This window comes from Stenotrophomonas sp. 22DLJC03, from assembly GCF_056861405.1.
In genome coordinates, this window is the sequence record NZ_JBSPUG010000002.1 from 852879 (window position 1) to 871068 (window position 18190).

The following is an 18190-nucleotide window of genomic DNA, read 5'->3' on the forward strand; positions in this document are numbered from 1 at the left end:
TAACAATTGGAGTCTCCCCTATGAAGCTTCCTGCTGCTCTTTTCCTGCTGCTGGCTGCCAACGCGGCGCAGGCACACGATGTCCGCCAGCATGCACCGCACGTGCACGGCCAGGCCACCGTCGATCTCGCACTCGACCAGGGAACGCTGGAGTTCGCCCTGCAGGCGCCGGGTATCGGCATTCTTGATTTCGAGCGACCGCCCGCCAACGCGACCGAGCAGGCGGCACTGTCGCGCGCCACGGCATTGCTGAAGGGCGGCAGCTGGGTCACCCTGCCCACCGCCGCCAACTGCCGCCTGGCCAGCAGTGAAGCCAGTGCCGAAGGCTTCGCTGCGACCGCCGCTGTGCCAGCGGCCGGGCAACATCGCCACGCCGGTTTCACTGCCAACCTGCAGTATCGCTGCACGAATCCGAGTGCACTGCGCGCCCTGGTCGTGCGCCTGCCGGTGCTGTTCCCCGGGTTGCACGAAGTCATCGTCAACAGTGCGACCGCCAACGGCCAGGACCGCAGCGTGCTGAGTGCCGACAACCTGCGCGTGGTGCTGGCGCCGTGAGCACGCCAGCGGTGATCGCCCTGGAGGATGTGCAGTTCGGCTACGCAACACGCCTTGTGCTGGATATCCCGCAGCTGCTGATAGAGCAGGGCAGCAGCGTGCTGTTGCGTGGAGTGAGCGGTGGCGGCAAGAGCACCTTGCTCGGCCTGCTGGCCGGCGTCCTGCTTCCCGGCAGGGGGCGGGTCGAAGTGGCGGGTCACGCGCTGCAGATGATGCGGGGTGCCGCGCGTGATCGCTTCCGTGCCGATCAGCTGGGCGTGATCTTCCAGCAGTTCAACCTGCTGCCGTTCCTCAGCGTGCGCGACAACATCGCGCTGGGCCTGCGCTTTTCTCCGGTGCGTAGTGAGCGCATCAGCGGGCCGCTGGACGACGAGATCCTGCGTCTGCTGGAAGCGCTGCAGCTGGATCCGGCGTTGTCCAAGCGTGCGGCCGGTACCCTGAGTGTCGGCCAGCAGCAACGCGTGGCCGCCGCACGCGCCTTGATAGGCCGCCCCGCAGTGCTGCTGGCCGACGAGCCGACCTCGGCGCTGGATCGCCAAGCCGCGACCGCCTTCCTGCAGCTGATGTCCGCACAGTGCCGGGCCGCCGGTACCACGGTTCTGGTGGTCAGCCACGATGAAAGCCTGCAGCCCTTGTTCGACCGCACCATCGCGTTGTCGCAGATCAATCACGCAGGTGGCACCCATGCTTGAACTTGCCTGGGCCAGCCTGCGCAGCCGCGCATTGAGCGTCAGCCTCACCGTGCTGGTGATCACCCTCAGCGTGGTGCTGCTGCTCGGTGTTGAGCGCGTACGCATGCAGGCGCACGAAGGTTTCGCCAGCACCGTCTCAGGCACTGACCTGATCGTCGGTGCCCGCTCCGGGCCGGTGAACCTGCTGCTGTATTCGGTGTTCCACATCGGTGACCCGACCAACAACGTGTCCTGGCAGTCCTACCAGGAGCTGTCCTCGCTGCCGCAGGTGAAGTGGGCGGTGCCATTGTCGCTGGGCGATTCGTGGCGCGGCTACCGGGTGATCGGCACCAGTGGCGGCTACTTCGAGCACTACCGCTACAGCGCGGGGCATGCGCTGGCGTTTGCACAGGGGCGGCCGTTCGACGACCTGTACGACGCCGTGATCGGCGCAGAGGTGGCGCGCGCGCAGAAGGTCGGCCTCGGCGACGAGATCGTGCTGGCCCATGGCACCGGCGCGGTCACGTTGGCCACGCATGCCGACAAGCCGTTCCGTGTGGCTGGCATCCTGCAGCGCACCGGCACGCCGGTTGATTCCTCGGTGCTGGTCTCGCTGCCGGCCATCGAGGCGATCCATGTCGACTGGCGCTCCGGCGTGCAGCTGCGCAGCCAGAGCGTCAGCGCCGAGCAGGCGCGCCACCTGGACCTGACCCCGACCAGCATCACCGCTTTCATGCTCGGGCTGAACTCGCGCATTGCCACGTTCTCGGTACAGCGCAGGATCAACGAGTATCCGGACGAAGCGATGCTGGCGATCCTGCCCGGCGTAACCCTGCAGCAGCTGTGGCAATCACTGGGCACCGCCGAGCGGGCACTGCAGCTGATCAGTGCGATGGTGGTGCTGCTGGGCATGGTCTCGCTGGTGGCGCTGCTGGTCTCGACCCTGCAGGAGCGACGGCGCGAGATGGCGGTGCTGCGTGCCATCGGTGCACGCCCGGGCTATATCGCCAGCTTGCTGGTGGTGGAGGCGGTGGCGACCAGCGCGCTTGCCTGCGTGCTCGCACTGGCCGCACTGGTGGTGGCCAGCCTGGCCGGGCGTGGCTGGGCGCTGGCCAACTTTGGCCTATCGATCACCCACATCTGGCCGGATGGCCGCGAACTGGCGTGGGTCGCGGGTGTGCTGGCGATCAGCGCGGTGGCCGGCCTGGTGCCGGCGCTGCTGGCCTATCGGCGCACGCTGGCCGATGGCCTGTCACCCGGGGGCTGAGCATGCGCTGGTTGCCACTGTTGGCAATGTTACTGGTGCTGACCGCCTGCGAACGCCCGGTCGATACCGGCGTGCAGGCGCTGCCACCGTCACCGGTGGTCGATCGCGATGCCCCGGCAGCTGCCGAGGAACAGGAACTGGACTGGTTGCAGATGATGCCGAAGGAAGAACTGGCGGCGCTGGAGCGCGGCGAGGGCCCGGAGGTCGAGCACAACGGCAACCGGCGCATGCCGCAGTTCGGTACGTTCCGCACCGTGGAGACCGTACTGCAGCGGCCGGTGCGCTTGCCGGGCTACGTGGTGCCGCTGGCCAACGCGCAGGACGGGCGGCTGACCGAATTCCTGTTCGTGCCGTACTACGGCGCCTGCATCCATGTGCCGCCGCCACCGCCGAACCAGATCGTGCACGTGGTGCTGCCGCGCCCGATCGAGATGCCGGACATGTATTCGCCGTTCTTCCTGGCCGGTACCCTGCGCGCCGAACGGCTGGACGATGATCTGGCCGGCTCCGCCTACACCATGCGCGATGCGCAGCTGAGGCCGTATGAACCGTAGCATCCTGATCGGATTGGCGTGCTGCCTGGGCTTGCTGGGGTGTACGCAGGCGGGTGGGGGCGGCACGACCGTCACCGCGGCACCGGCAGCGGCGCGGCCGGCCACGACCGAAGCGCCCATCGACCGCTGGGATGCACTGCGGCCCGACGAAGTCACCTACCAGCGGCCGCCGCCGCAGATCGGCCTGTCACGCAATGGCATGGACGGTGTGGGCGGGCTGATCGACGACACCGGCTCGGGCACGCCACCTGGGCAGGAGATCGATCATTCCAGCCCGGATCGCGCCAAGCAGTTCGGCTCTTCGCAGGTGGTCGATGCCGCCGATGGCCGCGCCGTTGACCTGGATGGCTACGTGGTGCCGCTGGGCACCAACGACGCAGGACTGGTCGATGAACTGTTGTTCGTGCCGTTCTACGGGGCCTGCATCCATGTGCCGCCACCGCCGCCGAACCAGATCATCCATGTGACCCTGGCCACGCCGATCGCGCTGGGCGATCTATGGGACCCGTACCGGTTGGCCGGTCGCCTGCAGGTCAAGCGTTTCGATGCGGATATCGCCAGCGCGTCCTACGACGCGGCAGCGGCGACGCTGACGGCGATCCACAATTGATGCGCGCGCGCTGGATCATCGCTGCGGTGGTGTTGGCGGCAGCAGGCGTGGTGCTGGCGGTGTGCTGGCAGCGGCCCGCCGTAGTCCCAGAGCCTCCGGCGGTAGCGTTTCCGGCACCGGCAGCCGATGCCAGCCAGCGCATCGAACAACGCCTGGGCGAAGACCACGCCTTTCGCAATGATGTGCTGTTCCTGCTGGCGGCCACGTTGCGTGACCGCTGCCAGCCGGCACAGACGGGGCTGCTGGCGCGCATGGCCACTCGTGCATCGCTGCCGGTGCTGGCCGCGGTCAGCGCTGTGACCGAGCAGGATCCCTCGCTGGACCGGCCGATCTACCAGTACATCCAGCATCGTGCAGACGCTACGCGCTGTGGCCAGCCGCTGCAGATGCCGTTGGCCGGCGGGCGCAGCATGCAGGTGGACATCGAACAGTACGCGCGCACCTTCCCGGACAGCTATTTCGACCCGCAGCGCAGCAGCGAACCGCGTGATTTCGGCGGCCTGTCGCTGCAGCAACGGGCAGGCAACGCCTGCAACAGCGTGGTGTATTCGGTGCTGCCGCTGGGGGGCACCGATTGGCGTTGCAGCAGCCTGCGCGCCAATGCGCGTGCGCGGGTGCGCGGCCTGTGCGAGGACGAGCTGCGGCGCCAACATGGGGCAACGGGCGGGGAGCTGGACATGGCCGTGGGGCAGGGCATGCAGGCAGCGGTGGTGTCGGCGATTGCCGCGTTGCCGGAAGACTGCCGGTAGCGCGGGGCCATACCCGGCGGCCTTGTTGCGGGTACCCCGTTCGCCGGACACGGCCCGGCGCTACCGTTCTCCGGAACATGAACATTACCCGGGACGAAATCTGAACGTCTGGCGGCCTTGTCATAACTATACAGGACATCCTGTATAGTTATGACGGTACTCCACCCCCATCAGGTTTCCCCATGGCTTTGTCCCAGCCCTTGGCCGGCGCTCCGGCCCTGTCGCGTGCCCGTCGCTGGGCACTGTTGTTCACTGTCGCCGCCGGCCTGCTGCTGGTCACCCTCGACAACTCCGTGCTGTACACCGCACTGCCCACCCTCACCGAGGAACTCTCGGCCAGTGCCGGCCAGGCGCTGTGGATCATCAACGCCTATCCGCTGGTGATGGCCGGCCTGCTTCTGGGCGCCGGTACGCTTGGTGATCGCATCGGTCACCGCCGCATGTTCCTGATCGGCCTGGTGGTGTTCGGTATCGCCTCGCTGGCGGCGGCCTTCGCGGGTACAGCGGCGCAGCTGATTGCCGCGCGAGCGTTCCTGGCGATCGGCGCGGCCGCGATGATGCCGGCCACGCTGGCGTTGATCGGCCTGAGCTTCCACGAAGAGCGCGAACGCAACATCGCCATCGCGATCTGGGGTTCGGTGGCCATCGTCGGTGCGGCGCTCGGCCCGATCATTGGTGGTTGGTTGCTGCAGCACTTCTGGTGGGGCTCGGTGTTCCTGATCAACGTGCCGGTGGTGGTGGTGGCCTTCGCCGCTACCCTGCTGCTGGCTCCGGAAGGCCAGCGCGATACCTCGCGGCCGTGGGATCTGGTGTCTTCGTTGCTGGCATTGGCGGCGCTGTCCGGCCTGGTGCTGGCCATCAAGTCGCTGATCGCCACGCCGCCGTCGTATGCGCTGGGTGCCGGTGCACTGTTGCTGGCCGTCATCAGCGGCGCGGCGTTTGCACGTCGCCAGCGGCAGTTGCCGTACCCGTTGCTGGACTTCGCGATTTTCCGCAATCCGGCGTTCCTGGCCGGCACGCTGTCGGCGGTATTCACCCTGTTCGCGATGGCTGGCCTGCAGCTGGTTACCACCCAGCGTTTCCAGCTGGTGGCAGGCTTCACACCGCTGCAGGCAGGCCTGCTGGTATCGGTGGCGGCGCTGGGCAGCCTGCCCAGTGCGCTGCTGGGTGGCAGCATCCTGCACCGCGTGGGCCTGCGCCCGCTGATCTGCGGTGGTCTGGCGGCTGGCGCCGTGGGTGTCGGTGTTGTGGCGTTCGGTTTCCCGCACGGCCTCGGCTGGGTGGTGGCGGGCATGGCGATCACCGGTTTCGGCATGGGCTCGGCCATCTCGGTGGCATCCACCGCCATCCTCAACAATGTGCCGGCACACCGCGCGGGCATGGCCTCGTCGGTGGAAGAGGTGTCCTACGAGTTTGGTGGCCTGCTGGCGGTGGCGATGCTGGGCAGCCTGAGTGCGGCAATGTACGGCGCCTTCCTGCCGGTCTCGGCGGACATGCCCGAGCTTGCCCGCGACGGCTTCACCCAGGCGCTGCATGCCGCACGCGAAAGCGGGCAGGGCGAGTGGTTCGCGCTGGCTGCGGCCGCATATGACCGTGGCTACCAGATCGTGCTGCTGGTGATCACGGTGGTGCTGGCAGTGGGCGCGGCGATCATCGCGCGCCTGTTGCGGGGGCGCGTCGGTGGCCGCGAGGGTGCGGCCGATCGCGTAAAATGACGCGATGAGAACCAGCAAGCGCGACCGCATCCTCGACGCCGCCGTCAACGTGATCAATCGTGACGGCGTGCGCGCGGTGACCTTCGAGTCGGTGGCCGCCGAGGCCAAGCTGACCCGTGGCGGCCTGCTGTACCACTTCCCGTCGCGCGAAGCGCTGCTGCGCGGCATCGACGAGCATCTGGTGCAGGCCTGGGAAGCATCGATGGAATCGCTGCTGGGCAAGACCGCAGGTGAGGCCACGGCGCTGGAGCGCTACCAGATCTTCGTGCGTGTGTCGGCGCAGAGCGCTACTCGTGCCGAGTTGATGTTCATGCTTGAATCGGCTGACCCGGACGCCGACGAGCGTCCGTGGGGACCGGCAGTGCGGCGCTGGGCGCCGTTGCCGCCGTCGGCCGCGGAACAGGATCCGGCCGCGCTCGACAATTTCGTAGCGCGGCTGGCGGCCGATGGCCTGTGGATCTACGAAGCGATGTACGAAGGGCAGCTGGATGAAAGTGTGCGCGCCCAGGTAGCGGAGCGGATCGCCGGGCTGCTGGCAAAGAACGATGGACTGTCCAGCTGAGCCGTCGACCGACGCGCGGATATCGCTCTTGGTAGAGCCGACCGCTGGTCGGCTGCTCACGAAAATCCCGCGCTTCGCGCGATAGTCGACTCTACCCAGCCTGCGCTGCGCTCGCGGCCAGCCATGCCCGCGGCGACGCTCCCAACCGCTTGCGGAACGCCTTCGACAATGACGCGGTATCGGCAAACCCGACTTCGATTGCCACCTGCTTGACCGCCACGCCCGCACGCAGCTGCGCGCAGGCCAGGCTCAGCCGCCAATCCAGCAGATAACTGGCCGGCGTCGCCTGCATCACCTCCTTGAACACCGCTGCGAACGCACTGCGCGACATGCCGGCGGTGTCGGCCATGCGCGGCAGCGTCCACTCGTCCTGTGGCGCCTGGTGCATTGCCACCAGCGTACGTGCCAGCCGCGCATCGGACAGCCCGCGCATCAGCCCGTGGCTGACCCCGGCCGCATCGGGATGATCCACCACCCAGCGCAGGATCTGGATCAACGCCACCTCGAACAGGCGGTTGGTCAGCAGCCGAGAACCGCAGCGTTGGCGGTCGGCCTCGGTGAACAGCAGATGCAGGGTGTCGTCCAGTTCGCTGATCGCGGACAGCGGCACCACCATCACCGGCGGCAGCGATTGCACGATGGGATTGCGCGCGCCGCCATCGAAGTCGAGCGTGGCGCAGGTGAAGTCGGGGCCATCCAGCGGCGCATTGAAGAACACATGGTGCAGCGGTTGCGGATACAGCAGCAGGCTGGGCGCGTCGATCTTCAAGCGGGGAAGCGCGATATCGCCGTCGGGATGACGGACCTCCATTTCACCCTGGCGCAGGATGTGCAGGAACGCCCGACCGGGCTGCGGCTCGAAGACATGGCGCCCGCACAGCGGACCGCTGTGGAACAGCGCGGCCTGCACTCGGAAGCGTTCCAGAAGGGAGGACAGGCGGTCGGGTGCGGAGGTGTCGGCGGGCATGCTCATGGACGAATGGACAACAGATGCGGCTGATTACGACCAATGCGTCCGTCGAGTCTACCTAGGATGAGCAGGTCGTCCAATCCCGGGCGCTTTCCCAAGGAGATCCACCATGTCCCGTGTCCCCCTGATCGATGCCTCCGCCACCACTGCCGAGCGCCAGGCCCTGCTGGGCCAGGTCCACGCCGCTTTCGGCGCCACCCCAGCCATGTTCCGCGCCGTGGCCAACTCGCCGGCCGCCCTGCAGAGCATGTGGGGTTCGTTCGGCGCGCTGGGCGGCGGTCGGCTGTCGCCGTTGCTGGGCGAGCAGATCGCCGTCGCCATCGCCAACCGCAACGCCTGCGAGTACTGCCTGGCGGCGCACACGGCGCTGGGTCGAAAGGCCGGCGCCAGCAGCGAACAGATGGCTGCCGCGCAGATCGGCCAGTCCAGTGATCCGGCCACCTCGGCGGCGCTCGACTTCGCGCTGAAGGTGGTTGAACAGCGTGCACAGATCACCGACGGTGATGTGCAGGCGCTGCGCGCAGCCGGCTTCGATGACGAGCGGATCGTCGAGATCCTCGCCCATGTGGCGCTTAACCTGTTCACCAACTACATCAACGTGGCGTTCGATGTGCCGGTGGACTTCCCCAAGGTGGCGCTGCGCTGAGGTCCATCAGGCCGGGGGCGTCTTGCTCCCGGCCGTTCTCAGTTATCGTGGCTGTCGTCCGCCTGCAGCCGTTCGGGATGGGTATACACATTGAACCCGCTCTCCCGCGCGAACCCGACCAGGCACAGTCCGGCACTGCGGGCCAGGTCGATCGCCAGCGCGGTCGGCGCCGACACTGCTGCCAGCACGCTGGCACCCGCACGTATCGCCTTGCTGACCATCTCATAGCTGGCGCGACTGGAAATCACCAGCAACCCACCGTCGATGGCGTGCTCGTTGTGATGCAGGGCGCCGACCAGTTTGTCCAACGCGTTGTGACGGCCCACATCCTCGCGCACCCAGCCGATCCGCCCGCTGGCATCGGCCCAGGCCGCAGCGTGCGTCGATCCACTCACCGCATTCATCGGCTGATGCTGCGCCAGCGTGGCCAGTGCCCGCTGCAATGCGGCATGCGGATAGGTGCGGCGCTCACGGATCTGCGGCAGCGGGCGAAGCACATCCTCCAGCTGGCGCGTGCCGCACAGGCCGCAGCCACCGCGACCGGGCAGCAGGCGGCTATTGGTCGGATCCAGATCGGCACCGGGTGCGTCTTCAGAAACGGTCATCTGCAGCTCGATGCCCTCCAGCTGCGGGAGGACCTCGATCGACAGCAGTTGCGAGGGCGCAGTGATCAGCCCCTCGCTGAGCGAGAAACCAAGCGCGAAGTCTTCCAGGTCGCAGGGCGTGGCCATCATCACCGCGAAGGCGGCGCCGTTGTAGCGCAGTGCAACCGGCACTTCCTCGGCCACCACGTCGACCTGCTGCTGGTGACCCCCGCTGCGCCAGCGCTGCAACGGGCGCTGGGCCGTGCCGGCAGGCGGGGTGTGCGGCGGGGTCGATTCAGGCATGCAGCGCGTCCGGGCAAGGGAAATACGCAGGTGGTGGACCACCCACGGCTTTGAGAATAGCGCAGTGGCCGGGCGCTGACGCGGGTGTAACCGTTGTAATGGCAGGCTGCGCCGAAAACAGCGCCTGCCTCTGGCGAAGTGGCCTTGTCCGTGCTTGACTGCGGGGCTGGCCGCACTGCAGAAGCCGCATCCGGCCCGTCTTGCGCCGTTGATTGTTGTGTTCCTCCCGCCAGGTTCCCGAACATGTCCGAGCAGAAGCCGCCGCGTTACAAGCCCTACAACCAGCCGGCCGGTGGCTGGGGTGCCGCCGGTGCCACCGCCAAGGTGCTGCTGCAGCAGAGTGTGATCGGCAAGGGCTCGAAGGCGCTGCTGGCGATGAACCAGCCCGGTGGCTTCAAATGCCCCAGTTGTGCGTTCCCCGATGCCGACGAACGCAAGAAGCTGGAATTCTGCGAGAACGGTGCCAAGGCGCTGGCCTGGGAAGCCACCCAGTTCCGTGCCGGCCGCGAGCTGTTCGCCCAGCACACGGTCACCGAGCTGATGGCGCAGACCGACTACTGGCTGGAAATGCAGGGCCGGCTGACCGAGCCGATGCGCTACGACGCGTCCACCGATCATTACGTTCCCTGCAGCTGGGACGAGGCGTTTGCCTTGATCGGCCGTCATCTGCAGGCGCTGGACAGCCCGCACCAGGCCGAGTTCTACACCTCCGGCCGTACACCCAACGAAGCCGCGTTCCTGTATTCGATCTTCGTGCGCGAGTTCGGCACCAACAATTTCCCGGACTGCTCGAACATGTGCCACGAGCCGACCAGCCGCGGCCTGCCGCCGGCCATCGGCGTGGGCAAGGGCACCATCGTGCTGCAGGATTTCGAGCACGCCGAGGCGATCTTCGTGATCGGCCAGAACACCGGCACCAATTCGCCGCGGATGATGAGCAACCTGGTCGAGGCGCGCAAACGCGGCATCCCGATCGTGGCGGTCAATCCGATGCCAGAGCGCGCGCTGATCCGCTTCGCCGAGCCGCAGGACATGGTGCAGATGGCCACGTTCGGTTCGACCGAGATCACCAGCGAGTTCGTGCACATCCGCATCGGCGGCGACCTGGCCCTGATCAAGGGCATGATGAAGGTAATGTTCGAGCGCGAAGCGCAGGGCGAGCGCGTGCTTGACCACGATTTCCTGGCCGAGCACACGGTGGGCCTGGACGCACTGCGCAAAGATGTGATGGCGCAGGACTGGGACGAGATCGTGCAGGTCTCCGGCATCACGCAGGCGCAGATCCGCCGCTGCGCCGAGATCTACATCCGCTCCAAGGCCACGGTGATCTGCTACGGCATGGGCCTGACCCAGCATCAGTATGGTTCGACCCTGCTGCAGCAGGTGGCCAATCTGCTGTTGCTGCGTGGCAACTTCGGCAAGCCCGGCGCAGGCATCGGGCCGATCCGTGGCCATTCCAACGTGCAGGGCGACCGTACCGTCGGCATCGACGAGAAACCCAAGCCAGCCTATCTGGACCGCGTGCAGCAGGTGTTCGGCTTCGATCCGCCGCGCGAGCACGGTCATCACGTGGTCGAATCGATCGAGGCGATGCTGGACGGCAGCGCCAAGGTGTTCATCGGTATGGGGGGCAACTTCATCCACGCCGTGCCCGATACACCGCGCGCGTATGAGGCCATGCGTGGCCTGGAGTTGACGGTCGGCATCGCCACCAAACTCAATCGGGGTCACCTGGTGCATGGCCGCGATTCCTTGATCCTGCCGGTAGTCGCGCGTTCGGAGCGCATCGTTACGCCTGCCGGCGAGCAGTTCGTCACCATCGAAGACGCGATGTCGAACGTGACCGCTTCGCGCGGCGTGCTCGAGCCGGTCAGCACGGACGTGCTCCCGGAGGTCGAGATCGTCTGCCGCATGGCGATGGCAACACTGCCGCACAGCAAGGTCGACTGGGCCGGGTGCATGCATGACTACGCACCCATCCGCGAGCTGATCGCGGCGGTGTACCCGGATATCTACACCGGCTTCAACGAGCGCATCCAGCAGCCGCACGGCTTCCATCTGGACATTCCACCGCGCCGTCGCGTGTGGCCCACGCCCAACGGCAAGGCCAACATCCTGGTGATGCCGGGGCTGGACGTGGACGCGCCCGTGGATGACCCCGAGATGCTGCGGTTGGCCACAGTGCGCTCGCACGACCAGTACAACACCACCATCTACAGCTACAACGACCGCTATCGCGGCGTCTACAACGACCGCATGGTGTTGTTCATGAACATCGAGGACCGGCTGGCACGCGGGCTGGAGAAGGAAGCACTGGTCAGCCTGGAGACGATCAGCGGCGACGGCGTGAACCGACGCATCGAGGGCCTGACCGTGCTGGACTACCCGATGCCGCGCGGCGCGTTGGCCGGTTACTACCCCGAGTTGAACCCGCTGCTACCGCTGGACTATTACGATCGGGTCAGCGGCACCCCGGCGGCCAAGTCGATTCCGGTGCGGATGCAGGCGATGGCAGCGGCGATTGCGTGATGCGTTCATCGGCTATCATCAACGGGTGAACCTGCCTGGCCTGCTGCTGAGATGGATGCTTCTCCTTGCCCTGGTGCTGAATGCACCGGCGCTTGCGGTTGCCTCATCCTCGTACGCGGCGCAGTCCAGCGCGGACCATTGCGCCGCACCGCATTCCGCTGCCATGCCCGGATGCTGCGACGAGGCAGCATCAACGGTCTGCCAGAGCAATGAGTGCGAATGCCCGCCGGCCAGCCTCGGCATGCTGGCCACCCTGAGCGGAACGCCAGCGTCACCCTGGCGTGAGGCGCCTTTGCCAGCCAGTACCCAGCAACGCGCACCGCCGCCGTTGCCGGATCCGCTACGCCCTCCCATCGTGTGATTCCCTGCAGGCCTCAAGCGCCTGCCGTAGCTGCTCGACTCACTCTCGACTCTGCCTGTGCCTTCGGTGCGCAGGCAGCGGGCCGCGTTGCCCGCATCTGCAAAGGAATCAACACCATGAACCGTTCTCTCTCCCTCGGCCTGCTGCTGGGCACCGTGCTGGCCAGCACCGCCTGCGCACGTGCAGCTGAAGAATCGCCTGCCGCACCGGTTGCCAGCCAAGCCCCGGCGGCACCGATCAAGGCCAGCCCGTCGCAGGTGGATCCGGCACTACCCATCGCCATCGTGCACAAGACCGCCAGCTGCGGCTGCTGCGGCATCTGGGTCGACCACCTGAAGGCCGAAGGCTTCCAGGTGGATGTGCGCGATACCGATGACATGAACCCGATCAAGGTCCGGCTGGGTGTGCCGGTCGGCAAGGCCTCCTGCCACACTGCCGAGATCGGTGGTTACGTGGTTGAAGGCCATATCCCGGCCGAAGACATCAAGCGACTGCTGGCCGAACGTCCGGCGGCGCGTGGGCTGGTGTTGCCGGGAATGCCGGCCGGTTCGCCGGGCATGGAAATGCCGGATGGCTACGTGCAGCCGTACACCGTTGAACTGGTGCGCAACGATGGCACCACCGAGCCGTTTGCCCAGCACGGGCAGCGCGGCTGACAGTCGCCGGTGCCGGTCGTCCTGACCGGCACCATTCCACGCGTCCTGTGTAGAGCCGAGCCCACGCTCGGCTTGCTCTTTGTGGCGTCGAGCCATGCTCGACTGCTCTGCTTCGGTCGAGCAAGCTCGACAGAATCAGCGGGCGCCGGCTGTTTCCTTGGCCAGCTGTGCGTCGAACTTCTGTTCTGCCGCATCCGCGTAGGCCTTGCAGGTCAGTGCCTTGGCACCGGCCCTGGCACCCGCGGCGTAGTCCCAGTTGCTCGCGCCCGGATGAGGGGTCAGCAACACGTCGCAGGGCAACGCCCGCACCGTCGCGAAGCTGCGCGTGTAGTCCTCGACCAGGCGCGGATAACGGGGGTTGCCCTTCAGCTGGTAGCCCGGCGCACTCAGGCTGTCGGCATAGGCGATACGCACCGGCTTGCCCTCGCGGGTATCGGTCCAGGTCCAGGCGGTGCTGCCCGGGGTGTGTCCCGGCATGAAGTGCGCGGTGAATTCGATGCCGCCCACCTCGACCACCTCGCCATCCATCACGATGCGGTCTGCATTGGCAGGCGGGTAGGTGATGCCATCGCCGAAGTGCAGGTCATCGCTGCCGCCACGCGCCAGCAGCACTGCCGATTCCGCGTTGGCGACCACGTGCGCGCCGCTGCGGCGCTTCAGTTCCGCCACTGGGCCTGCATGGTCGGCATGCGCATGGCTGAGCAGGATCAGACGCAGGTCCTGCGGGGCCACGCCGCGCGCCTTCATGTTGTCCAGCAGGTGGCCGGCCATCTGTGGCATGCCGCCGTCCAGCAGCACTGCGCCCTCGGCGGTCTGCACCAGCAGTGCGGTCAGGTTCTCGGTGCCGATCTGCCAGGTGTGGTCAGCAATCTGCAGCGGTGCCATCGGCTGCAGCCAGGAAGCATCCACGGTGTAGGCCCGCAACTGCGGCAGTGGTGCCTCGGCGGCGCTGGCGCAGGCGATCGGGAGTACTGCTGCAAGCGAGAGGGCGAGCATGTGCGGGCGCATGTGAAAGGTATATCGGGAAGGTGGATCGAGGCTAGCACGGCGCTTTCCGGTGCCGTTTCTATGATTCCTCATGCCTGCCATAAGCCGGCGTTGCGGGTGCCGGAATATTGGCGCGACAACTGCCGTGAAAGGGCGATGCAGTTCGCAACGTGTTCGCATCGCGCAGGGTAGCCTGCAGCGACCACAAGGAAGGAGCAGGCGCATGTGCATTGTGTGCAATCCAGGAGCCGCAGCATTCCTGCAGGCACGTCGCGAGTTTCTGGGCGGGATGGTCGGATTGGGTGCGGCGGCGCTGGTCGGGTCGGCCGTACCGCTGGCAGCGTTCTCTGCTACGCCGCCGCCGAATCTGGCAGGGCCGGCAGATAGGATCTTCCATGGCGGTCCGATCCATACGCTCGGGCCAAAGGGCAAGGTGCAGGCCATCGCGGTTCGCCAGGGGCGCATTCTGGCCACGGGCAGCCGCGAGGAAGTCATGTTGCATCGAGGGCGCCAGACCGACGTGGTCGACCTGCACGGCCGGGCGCTGCTGCCAGGCTTCATCGACCCGCATATGCACTCGGCGATGGCGATGCTGTCCGATTGGGTGGATGTGACGCCGTTCAGTACCCGCACGTTGGCCGAGGCGCTGTCGAAGATCGGTGCCGCCGCGAGTGCGAGCAAACCCGGCGAATGGGTGGTTGCGCAGGGCATCGACCCCTCGCTGATGCCCGGCCAGGGCATCACGATGCAGGCGCTGGACGATGTGGCGGCCCACAATCCGGTGTTCGTGCTGGAGTCCAATGGGCATATCGCCTACAGCAACACGAAAGGATTCGCAGCAGCAGGCGTCACCGATGCAACGCCCGATCCCGACCAGGGGCGCTACGATCGAGCGCACGGAAAGCTCACGGGGCGCATGCAGGAATCTCCTGCGATGAAACCGTTCATGGCGGCAATGCCGATGCCCAGCCCGGAACGCTATACCGAGCTGATCCAGCAGTTGTTCGCGGACGCGACCAAGGCTGGCTGCACCAGCCTGCATGACGCAGGCATTGGCACCGGCGGCACGACGGACCTGGACGTGCTCAATGGAGTGATGGCGAAGAATCCACCCATCCGCTACTCGGGATTCCTCACCTCCGATCTGATGGACGATTGGATCAAGCGCGGCCTCAGGCCGGGCGATGGCAATGATCGATTCCGCCTGACCGGTATCAAATTCTGGTCCGATGGCTCCAACCAGGCACAGACAGGCTATCAGCGCGAGAACTATCTGGGTTCGGACAAGCGTGGGTCATTGAACTACACCGAAGCCGAGTTGATAGCTGGGGTACAGCGCGCCCACGACCTCGGTTGGCAGGTCGGCATCCATGCCAATGGCGATGCGGCCATCGATACCACCCTGAAGGTCTACAAGACCGTACTGGCCAACACGCCACGTGCCGATCATCGCCACCGCATCGAGCATTGCAGCGTGCTGCATGGGGACCAGATCACACAGCTTGCCGAGCTGCAGGTGTCGCCTTCGTTCCTGATCGGGCACGTGTACTACTGGGGAAAGGCGTTCCGCGACAACATCCTGGGTCCGCAGCGCGCCGATCTGTACGATCCATGCCGGTCGGCGCTGGCGGGCGGGCTTCGCATCTCGCTGCACTCGGACTTCAACGTCACCACCATCGAACCGTTGCGCTACATCGACAACGCAATGAACCGGCGCATGCGTGATGGCGGCGAAGTGTTGAACCCTGAAGAGTGCATCAGTGTCGAACAGGCGCTGCGCGCAGTGACCATCGATGCGGCATGGCAATGCCGGGTGGACGACATTGTCGGAAGCCTGGAGTACGGAAAGTATGCGGACATGGTCATTCTTGATCGCGATCCGCTGACGATCGATCCGGCAAGAGTCCTCGAGCTGAAGGTGATGGAGACCTGGCTGCAGGGTGAGCGACGCTACGCCGCGTGATCCGAGGCTTGAAGCACGGCCCGGGGCAGCTGCGCCCCGGGCCCTGTGCAGGCTTACTACTGGTACTGCCACCCCAGCGTCAGCACTCGGCCACGGCCCGAGAAATAGCTCGGGTTCGACGGCGTGGTCTGCGAGTAGTAGCTGATGTACTGCTTGTTCGCCAGGTTCTGCACGCCCAGGGTGAAGCTGTGCTTGTCCAGTACATAGCGGGCCACCAGGTCCATCGTGGTGTAACCCTTGAACTCCGCCACCTGCGCGCCACGCAGATCGAAGTCGCGGTCGAAGGCGTGGCTGGCCTGCAGGCGGGTGCTCAGCTGTGGTGTCCAGCTCTGTTCCCAGAACGCGGTCAGCCGGTTCGGCGCGATGTTGACGCCGGCCAGGTCGCTGTCGAGGCGGCCGTCGACGTCGGCATCGTAGCGGCCATTGGCGCGTGCATAACCCAGGCCCAGCCGGCTGTCGCCCAAGCGCAGGCGCAGGTTGCTTTCAAAACCTTCCACGCGGGTGGCCTGGCGCTGCACCGCATAGGCGTCGATGCCCGGATCGTAGATCAGCACCGAGCCCAGCTTGGATTCGGAGGTGTAGTACGCAATATCGCCACTGAAACGGCCATCGTCGTACTCCAGCCCGATCTCGCGGTTGTCCGAAACCACCGGTGACAGGTCAATCAGATTGTCCACGCGCTGGCCGTCGCGGTTGATCGCACGTAGCACGCGGCCGACGTCGGCCACGGTGTAGCCTTCCGAATACGAGGCGTAGGCGTTGAGGCGATCGTTGATGTACCAGACCGCGCCGAAGTTGGGCAGGGTCTCGCTCATGGTCGGCTTGCCGCCTGCCACCTTGCGCGCGCCGTAGCGGGGCAGGGTGGTGTAGTCGCCTACTTCCAGCTCGCCCTTTTCGTAGCGCAGGCCGCCGGAGAGCATCAGGTGGTCGGTTGGCCACCAGTGCAGCTGCAGCAGCGGCGACAGGCTCTGGTAGGTGGTCTGCGGCACCCAGTTCATGCCACTGGCCAGCAGTACCTGGTGGGTGCGGTCGCGCAGGCCGTCCAGGCCCAGGGTTACGTCCAGCGTGGTATCGGCGATGCGGGTCCAGCTCTGGGTCAGCTTGAAGCCACGCTTGTCCGATTCGTTCTGGGTCTGGTCCCAGGCGGCGTTCGCGCCGGTGTTGCCCCACGGATCCCACTGGCTGGCACCATAACGGCCTTCGAAGTCCACCGCGAAGGCCTGCGCCTGGAAGTGGCCACCGAGCAGGTCGGCGGCGCTGTAGTCCAGCGTCAGCGAGCGCGAGCGGTTCATCGGCGGATCGAGCGGGGTATCGCCGGGGACCGAAATGGTCGGGCGACCGGTGCGGTAGTCACCGTTCACCGCCAGGTAGTTGTCCAGCCCGCGCAGCTCGTAGCGGTTGGCCATCAGTTGCAGGCGGTGGCCCTCGGCAATGTTCCAGCCCAGCTTGGCGAACACGTTCGACGAGGTCGAGTCCATCAGTTCGCCCTGCGCGTTGGTACCGATCGAACGGCCCTCGCCGTCGTGGTACAGGCCCTGCTTCTCATAGGCCAGGCCGGCCACCAGATCGAACCGCTCACCGCGTACGCCGACCAGTGCCGAGCCGCGCTGGCCATTGTCATCGTGGCGGCTGGGCAGGGCCGAACTGTAGGTGACGTTGGTGTCGAGCAGGAAGGCGCCCGGCTCGCTGGGCGCGCTGCGGGTGATGATGTTGACGATGCCGCCGGTACCGCCGATGCCCTGCAGTGCGTTGGCGCCGTGGATGACCTCGATGCGTTCGATCATCGCCGGATCGATGGTGTGCGAATCACGTGAGCCATCGCGCAGCGGCGTCGACTGCGGCACGCCGTCGACCATGTACAGGATGCCGCGGCCACGCATGGTTTCGCCGTAGTTGGACATCTTCTCGCGCGCCGGGGCAAACGCCGGGATCTGCGCCGACAGCACGCGCGAGACATCCGAGCCCAGCGCCAGCTGCTGCGCGATGTCCTCGCGGGTCAGCACGGTGATGGTGTTGGGCATCGCGGTCTCGCCCTGCGGCATACGCGCGGTCGAGGCCGATACCGTGACGCGGGCCAGCGAAGTGGTCGTGCCCGGGGACGCTGCCGATGACGAGGCCCGGGCCGGAGCGCGGGCCTTGGAGGATGCCGGCGCGGCACTCACCACGAACACCCCCGGCGAGCGCTCCTGCATCGCCAGGTCTTGCCCGGCCAGCAGGCGCTGCAGGGCGTCGTGCGGGGTGTAGCGGCCGTCGAGGGCAGGCGCGTTGCGGCCACTTACGCTATCGGCCGCGAACAGCAGCTGGATGCCACTCTGCCGCGCCAGTGTCGTGAGCGAAGCCTGCAGCGGGCCGGCCGGCAGGTGTAGTTCGACAGGTGCGGACGCAGCGGTCTGCGCGGTGGCGGGCAGCGCCGCACACAGGCAGGCGGCAAGCAGGGTGGGGGCCAGCCGGCGCAGCGCGGCAGGCGGAACAGGGCGGATCATGCGGGGGTCCTTCGGAAGGGTTCAAG

Annotated in this window: 16 protein-coding genes; 12 read left to right on the plus strand and 4 right to left on the minus strand. The window is 66.6% G+C overall.

The window, feature by feature from the left end; translation table 11 throughout:
- The first annotated feature begins 20 nt into the window (after window positions 1–20).
- From AC13GA_RS09810 to AC13GA_RS09845, 8 genes are all read left to right on the plus strand, one after another.
- A complete protein-coding gene (locus AC13GA_RS09810) occupies window positions 21–554 on the plus strand; it encodes a ZrgA family zinc uptake protein (protein ID WP_046982532.1) in 534 nt (177 codons plus the stop codon).
- Complete coding sequence (locus AC13GA_RS09815) at window positions 551–1246, plus strand: ATP-binding cassette domain-containing protein (protein ID WP_046982533.1); 696 nt, start codon at window positions 551–553, stop codon at window positions 1244–1246. Before AC13GA_RS09810 ends, AC13GA_RS09815 begins: the two co-directional genes overlap by 4 nt.
- On the plus strand, window positions 1239–2492 hold the full coding sequence (locus AC13GA_RS09820) for an ABC transporter permease (protein ID WP_482997984.1): 1254 nt from the start codon (window positions 1239–1241) through the stop codon (window positions 2490–2492). The genes AC13GA_RS09815 and AC13GA_RS09820 overlap by 8 nt, the downstream gene beginning before the upstream one ends.
- 26 nt (window positions 2493–2518) lie before the next feature.
- Window positions 2519–3046, plus strand: a complete 528-nt coding sequence (locus AC13GA_RS09825) for a DUF3299 domain-containing protein (RefSeq protein WP_480982425.1) — start codon at window positions 2519–2521, stop codon at window positions 3044–3046.
- Window positions 3036–3656, plus strand: coding sequence for a DUF3299 domain-containing protein (locus AC13GA_RS09830; RefSeq protein ID WP_482997985.1), 621 nt, complete (start codon window positions 3036–3038; stop codon window positions 3654–3656). Before AC13GA_RS09825 ends, AC13GA_RS09830 begins: the two co-directional genes overlap by 11 nt.
- A complete protein-coding gene (locus AC13GA_RS09835; protein ID WP_430766088.1) occupies window positions 3656–4405 on the plus strand; it encodes a hypothetical protein in 750 nt (249 codons plus the stop codon). Before AC13GA_RS09830 ends, AC13GA_RS09835 begins: the two co-directional genes overlap by 1 nt.
- Window positions 4406–4587: 182 nt before the next feature.
- Window positions 4588–6120 (plus strand): MFS transporter, encoded by a 1533-nt coding sequence (locus tag AC13GA_RS09840; protein WP_482997986.1) that lies wholly within the window; start codon window positions 4588–4590, stop codon window positions 6118–6120.
- 4 nt (window positions 6121–6124) lie between these two features.
- Window positions 6125–6682: a TetR/AcrR family transcriptional regulator gene (locus AC13GA_RS09845; RefSeq protein WP_482997987.1), complete on the plus strand. Its 558-nt coding sequence runs from the start codon at window positions 6125–6127 to the stop codon at window positions 6680–6682.
- A gap of 91 nt (window positions 6683–6773) precedes the next feature.
- On the opposite strand, the gene AC13GA_RS09850 is transcribed toward AC13GA_RS09845, so the two are convergent.
- Window positions 6774–7655 (minus strand): AraC family transcriptional regulator, encoded by an 882-nt coding sequence (locus AC13GA_RS09850; RefSeq protein ID WP_482997988.1) that lies wholly within the window; start codon window positions 7653–7655, stop codon window positions 6774–6776.
- A gap of 106 nt (window positions 7656–7761) precedes the next feature.
- On the opposite strand from AC13GA_RS09850, the gene AC13GA_RS09855 reads away from it, so the two are divergent.
- Window positions 7762–8298 carry a carboxymuconolactone decarboxylase family protein gene (locus AC13GA_RS09855; RefSeq protein ID WP_430766091.1) on the plus strand — a complete coding sequence of 179 codons (537 nt, stop codon included), beginning with the start codon at window positions 7762–7764 and terminating at the stop codon, window positions 8296–8298.
- Between the two features lie 38 nt (window positions 8299–8336).
- Here the strand turns inward: AC13GA_RS09855 and fdhD are convergent, their stop codons facing one another.
- Window positions 8337–9185, minus strand: coding sequence for a formate dehydrogenase accessory sulfurtransferase FdhD (gene fdhD / locus AC13GA_RS09860; RefSeq protein WP_482997989.1), 849 nt, complete (start codon window positions 9183–9185; stop codon window positions 8337–8339).
- Window positions 9186–9428: 243 nt separating this feature from the next.
- Here fdhD and AC13GA_RS09865 point away from each other — a divergent pair, with 243 nt between their 5' ends.
- Both AC13GA_RS09865 and AC13GA_RS09870 read left to right on the plus strand, forming a co-directional pair.
- On the plus strand, window positions 9429–11714 hold the full coding sequence (locus tag AC13GA_RS09865) for an FdhF/YdeP family oxidoreductase (RefSeq protein ID WP_295381511.1): 2286 nt from the start codon (window positions 9429–9431) through the stop codon (window positions 11712–11714).
- A 477-nt stretch (window positions 11715–12191) separates the two neighbouring features.
- Window positions 12192–12731 (plus strand): DUF411 domain-containing protein, encoded by a 540-nt coding sequence (locus AC13GA_RS09870; RefSeq protein ID WP_482997990.1) that lies wholly within the window; start codon window positions 12192–12194, stop codon window positions 12729–12731.
- Between the two features lie 135 nt (window positions 12732–12866).
- Here the strand turns inward: AC13GA_RS09870 and blaL1 are convergent, their stop codons facing one another.
- The gene (blaL1, locus tag AC13GA_RS09875) at window positions 12867–13739 is read right to left on the minus strand and encodes a L1 family subclass B3 metallo-beta-lactamase (protein ID WP_482997991.1); all 873 of its coding nucleotides are present in this window, start codon (window positions 13737–13739) and stop codon (window positions 12867–12869) included.
- A gap of 70 nt (window positions 13740–13809) precedes the next feature.
- Between blaL1 and AC13GA_RS09880 the strand changes: the two genes are divergently transcribed.
- The gene (locus tag AC13GA_RS09880) at window positions 13810–15681 is read left to right on the plus strand and encodes an amidohydrolase (RefSeq protein WP_482997992.1); all 1872 of its coding nucleotides are present in this window, start codon (window positions 13810–13812) and stop codon (window positions 15679–15681) included.
- A gap of 56 nt (window positions 15682–15737) precedes the next feature.
- Here the strand turns inward: AC13GA_RS09880 and AC13GA_RS09885 are convergent, their stop codons facing one another.
- Complete coding sequence (locus AC13GA_RS09885; protein WP_482997993.1) at window positions 15738–18164, minus strand: TonB-dependent receptor; 2427 nt, start codon at window positions 18162–18164, stop codon at window positions 15738–15740.
- Window positions 18165–18190: the final 26 nt, after the last annotated feature.

Bases quoted from the DNA above. Each gene is read 5' to 3' on its own strand.
- AC13GA_RS09840 (WP_482997986.1), top strand. From the start codon at position 4,588: ATGGCTTTGTCCCAGCCCTTGGCCGGCGCTCCGGCCCTGTCGCGTGCC.
- AC13GA_RS09855 (WP_430766091.1), top strand. From the start codon at position 7,762: ATGTCCCGTGTCCCCCTGATCGATGCCTCCGCCACCACTGCCGAGCGC.
- AC13GA_RS09810 (WP_046982532.1), top strand. From the start codon at position 21: ATGAAGCTTCCTGCTGCTCTTTTCCTGCTGCTGGCTGCCAACGCGGCG.
- AC13GA_RS09870 (WP_482997990.1), top strand. From the start codon at position 12,192: ATGAACCGTTCTCTCTCCCTCGGCCTGCTGCTGGGCACCGTGCTGGCC.
- AC13GA_RS09865 (WP_295381511.1), top strand. From the start codon at position 9,429: ATGTCCGAGCAGAAGCCGCCGCGTTACAAGCCCTACAACCAGCCGGCC.
- AC13GA_RS09825 (WP_480982425.1), top strand. From the start codon at position 2,519: ATGTTACTGGTGCTGACCGCCTGCGAACGCCCGGTCGATACCGGCGTG.
- AC13GA_RS09830 (WP_482997985.1), top strand. From the start codon at position 3,036: ATGAACCGTAGCATCCTGATCGGATTGGCGTGCTGCCTGGGCTTGCTG.
- AC13GA_RS09845 (WP_482997987.1), top strand. From the start codon at position 6,125: ATGAGAACCAGCAAGCGCGACCGCATCCTCGACGCCGCCGTCAACGTG.
- AC13GA_RS09835 (WP_430766088.1), top strand. From the start codon at position 3,656: ATGCGCGCGCGCTGGATCATCGCTGCGGTGGTGTTGGCGGCAGCAGGC.
- AC13GA_RS09820 (WP_482997984.1), top strand. From the start codon at position 1,239: ATGCTTGAACTTGCCTGGGCCAGCCTGCGCAGCCGCGCATTGAGCGTC.
- AC13GA_RS09885 (WP_482997993.1), bottom strand. From the start codon at position 18,164: ATGATCCGCCCTGTTCCGCCTGCCGCGCTGCGCCGGCTGGCCCCCACC.
- AC13GA_RS09850 (WP_482997988.1), bottom strand. From the start codon at position 7,655: ATGAGCATGCCCGCCGACACCTCCGCACCCGACCGCCTGTCCTCCCTT.
- blaL1 (WP_482997991.1), bottom strand. From the start codon at position 13,739: ATGCGCCCGCACATGCTCGCCCTCTCGCTTGCAGCAGTACTCCCGATC.
- fdhD (WP_482997989.1), bottom strand. From the start codon at position 9,185: ATGCCTGAATCGACCCCGCCGCACACCCCGCCTGCCGGCACGGCCCAG.
- AC13GA_RS09880 (WP_482997992.1), top strand. From the start codon at position 13,810: ATGCCTGCCATAAGCCGGCGTTGCGGGTGCCGGAATATTGGCGCGACA.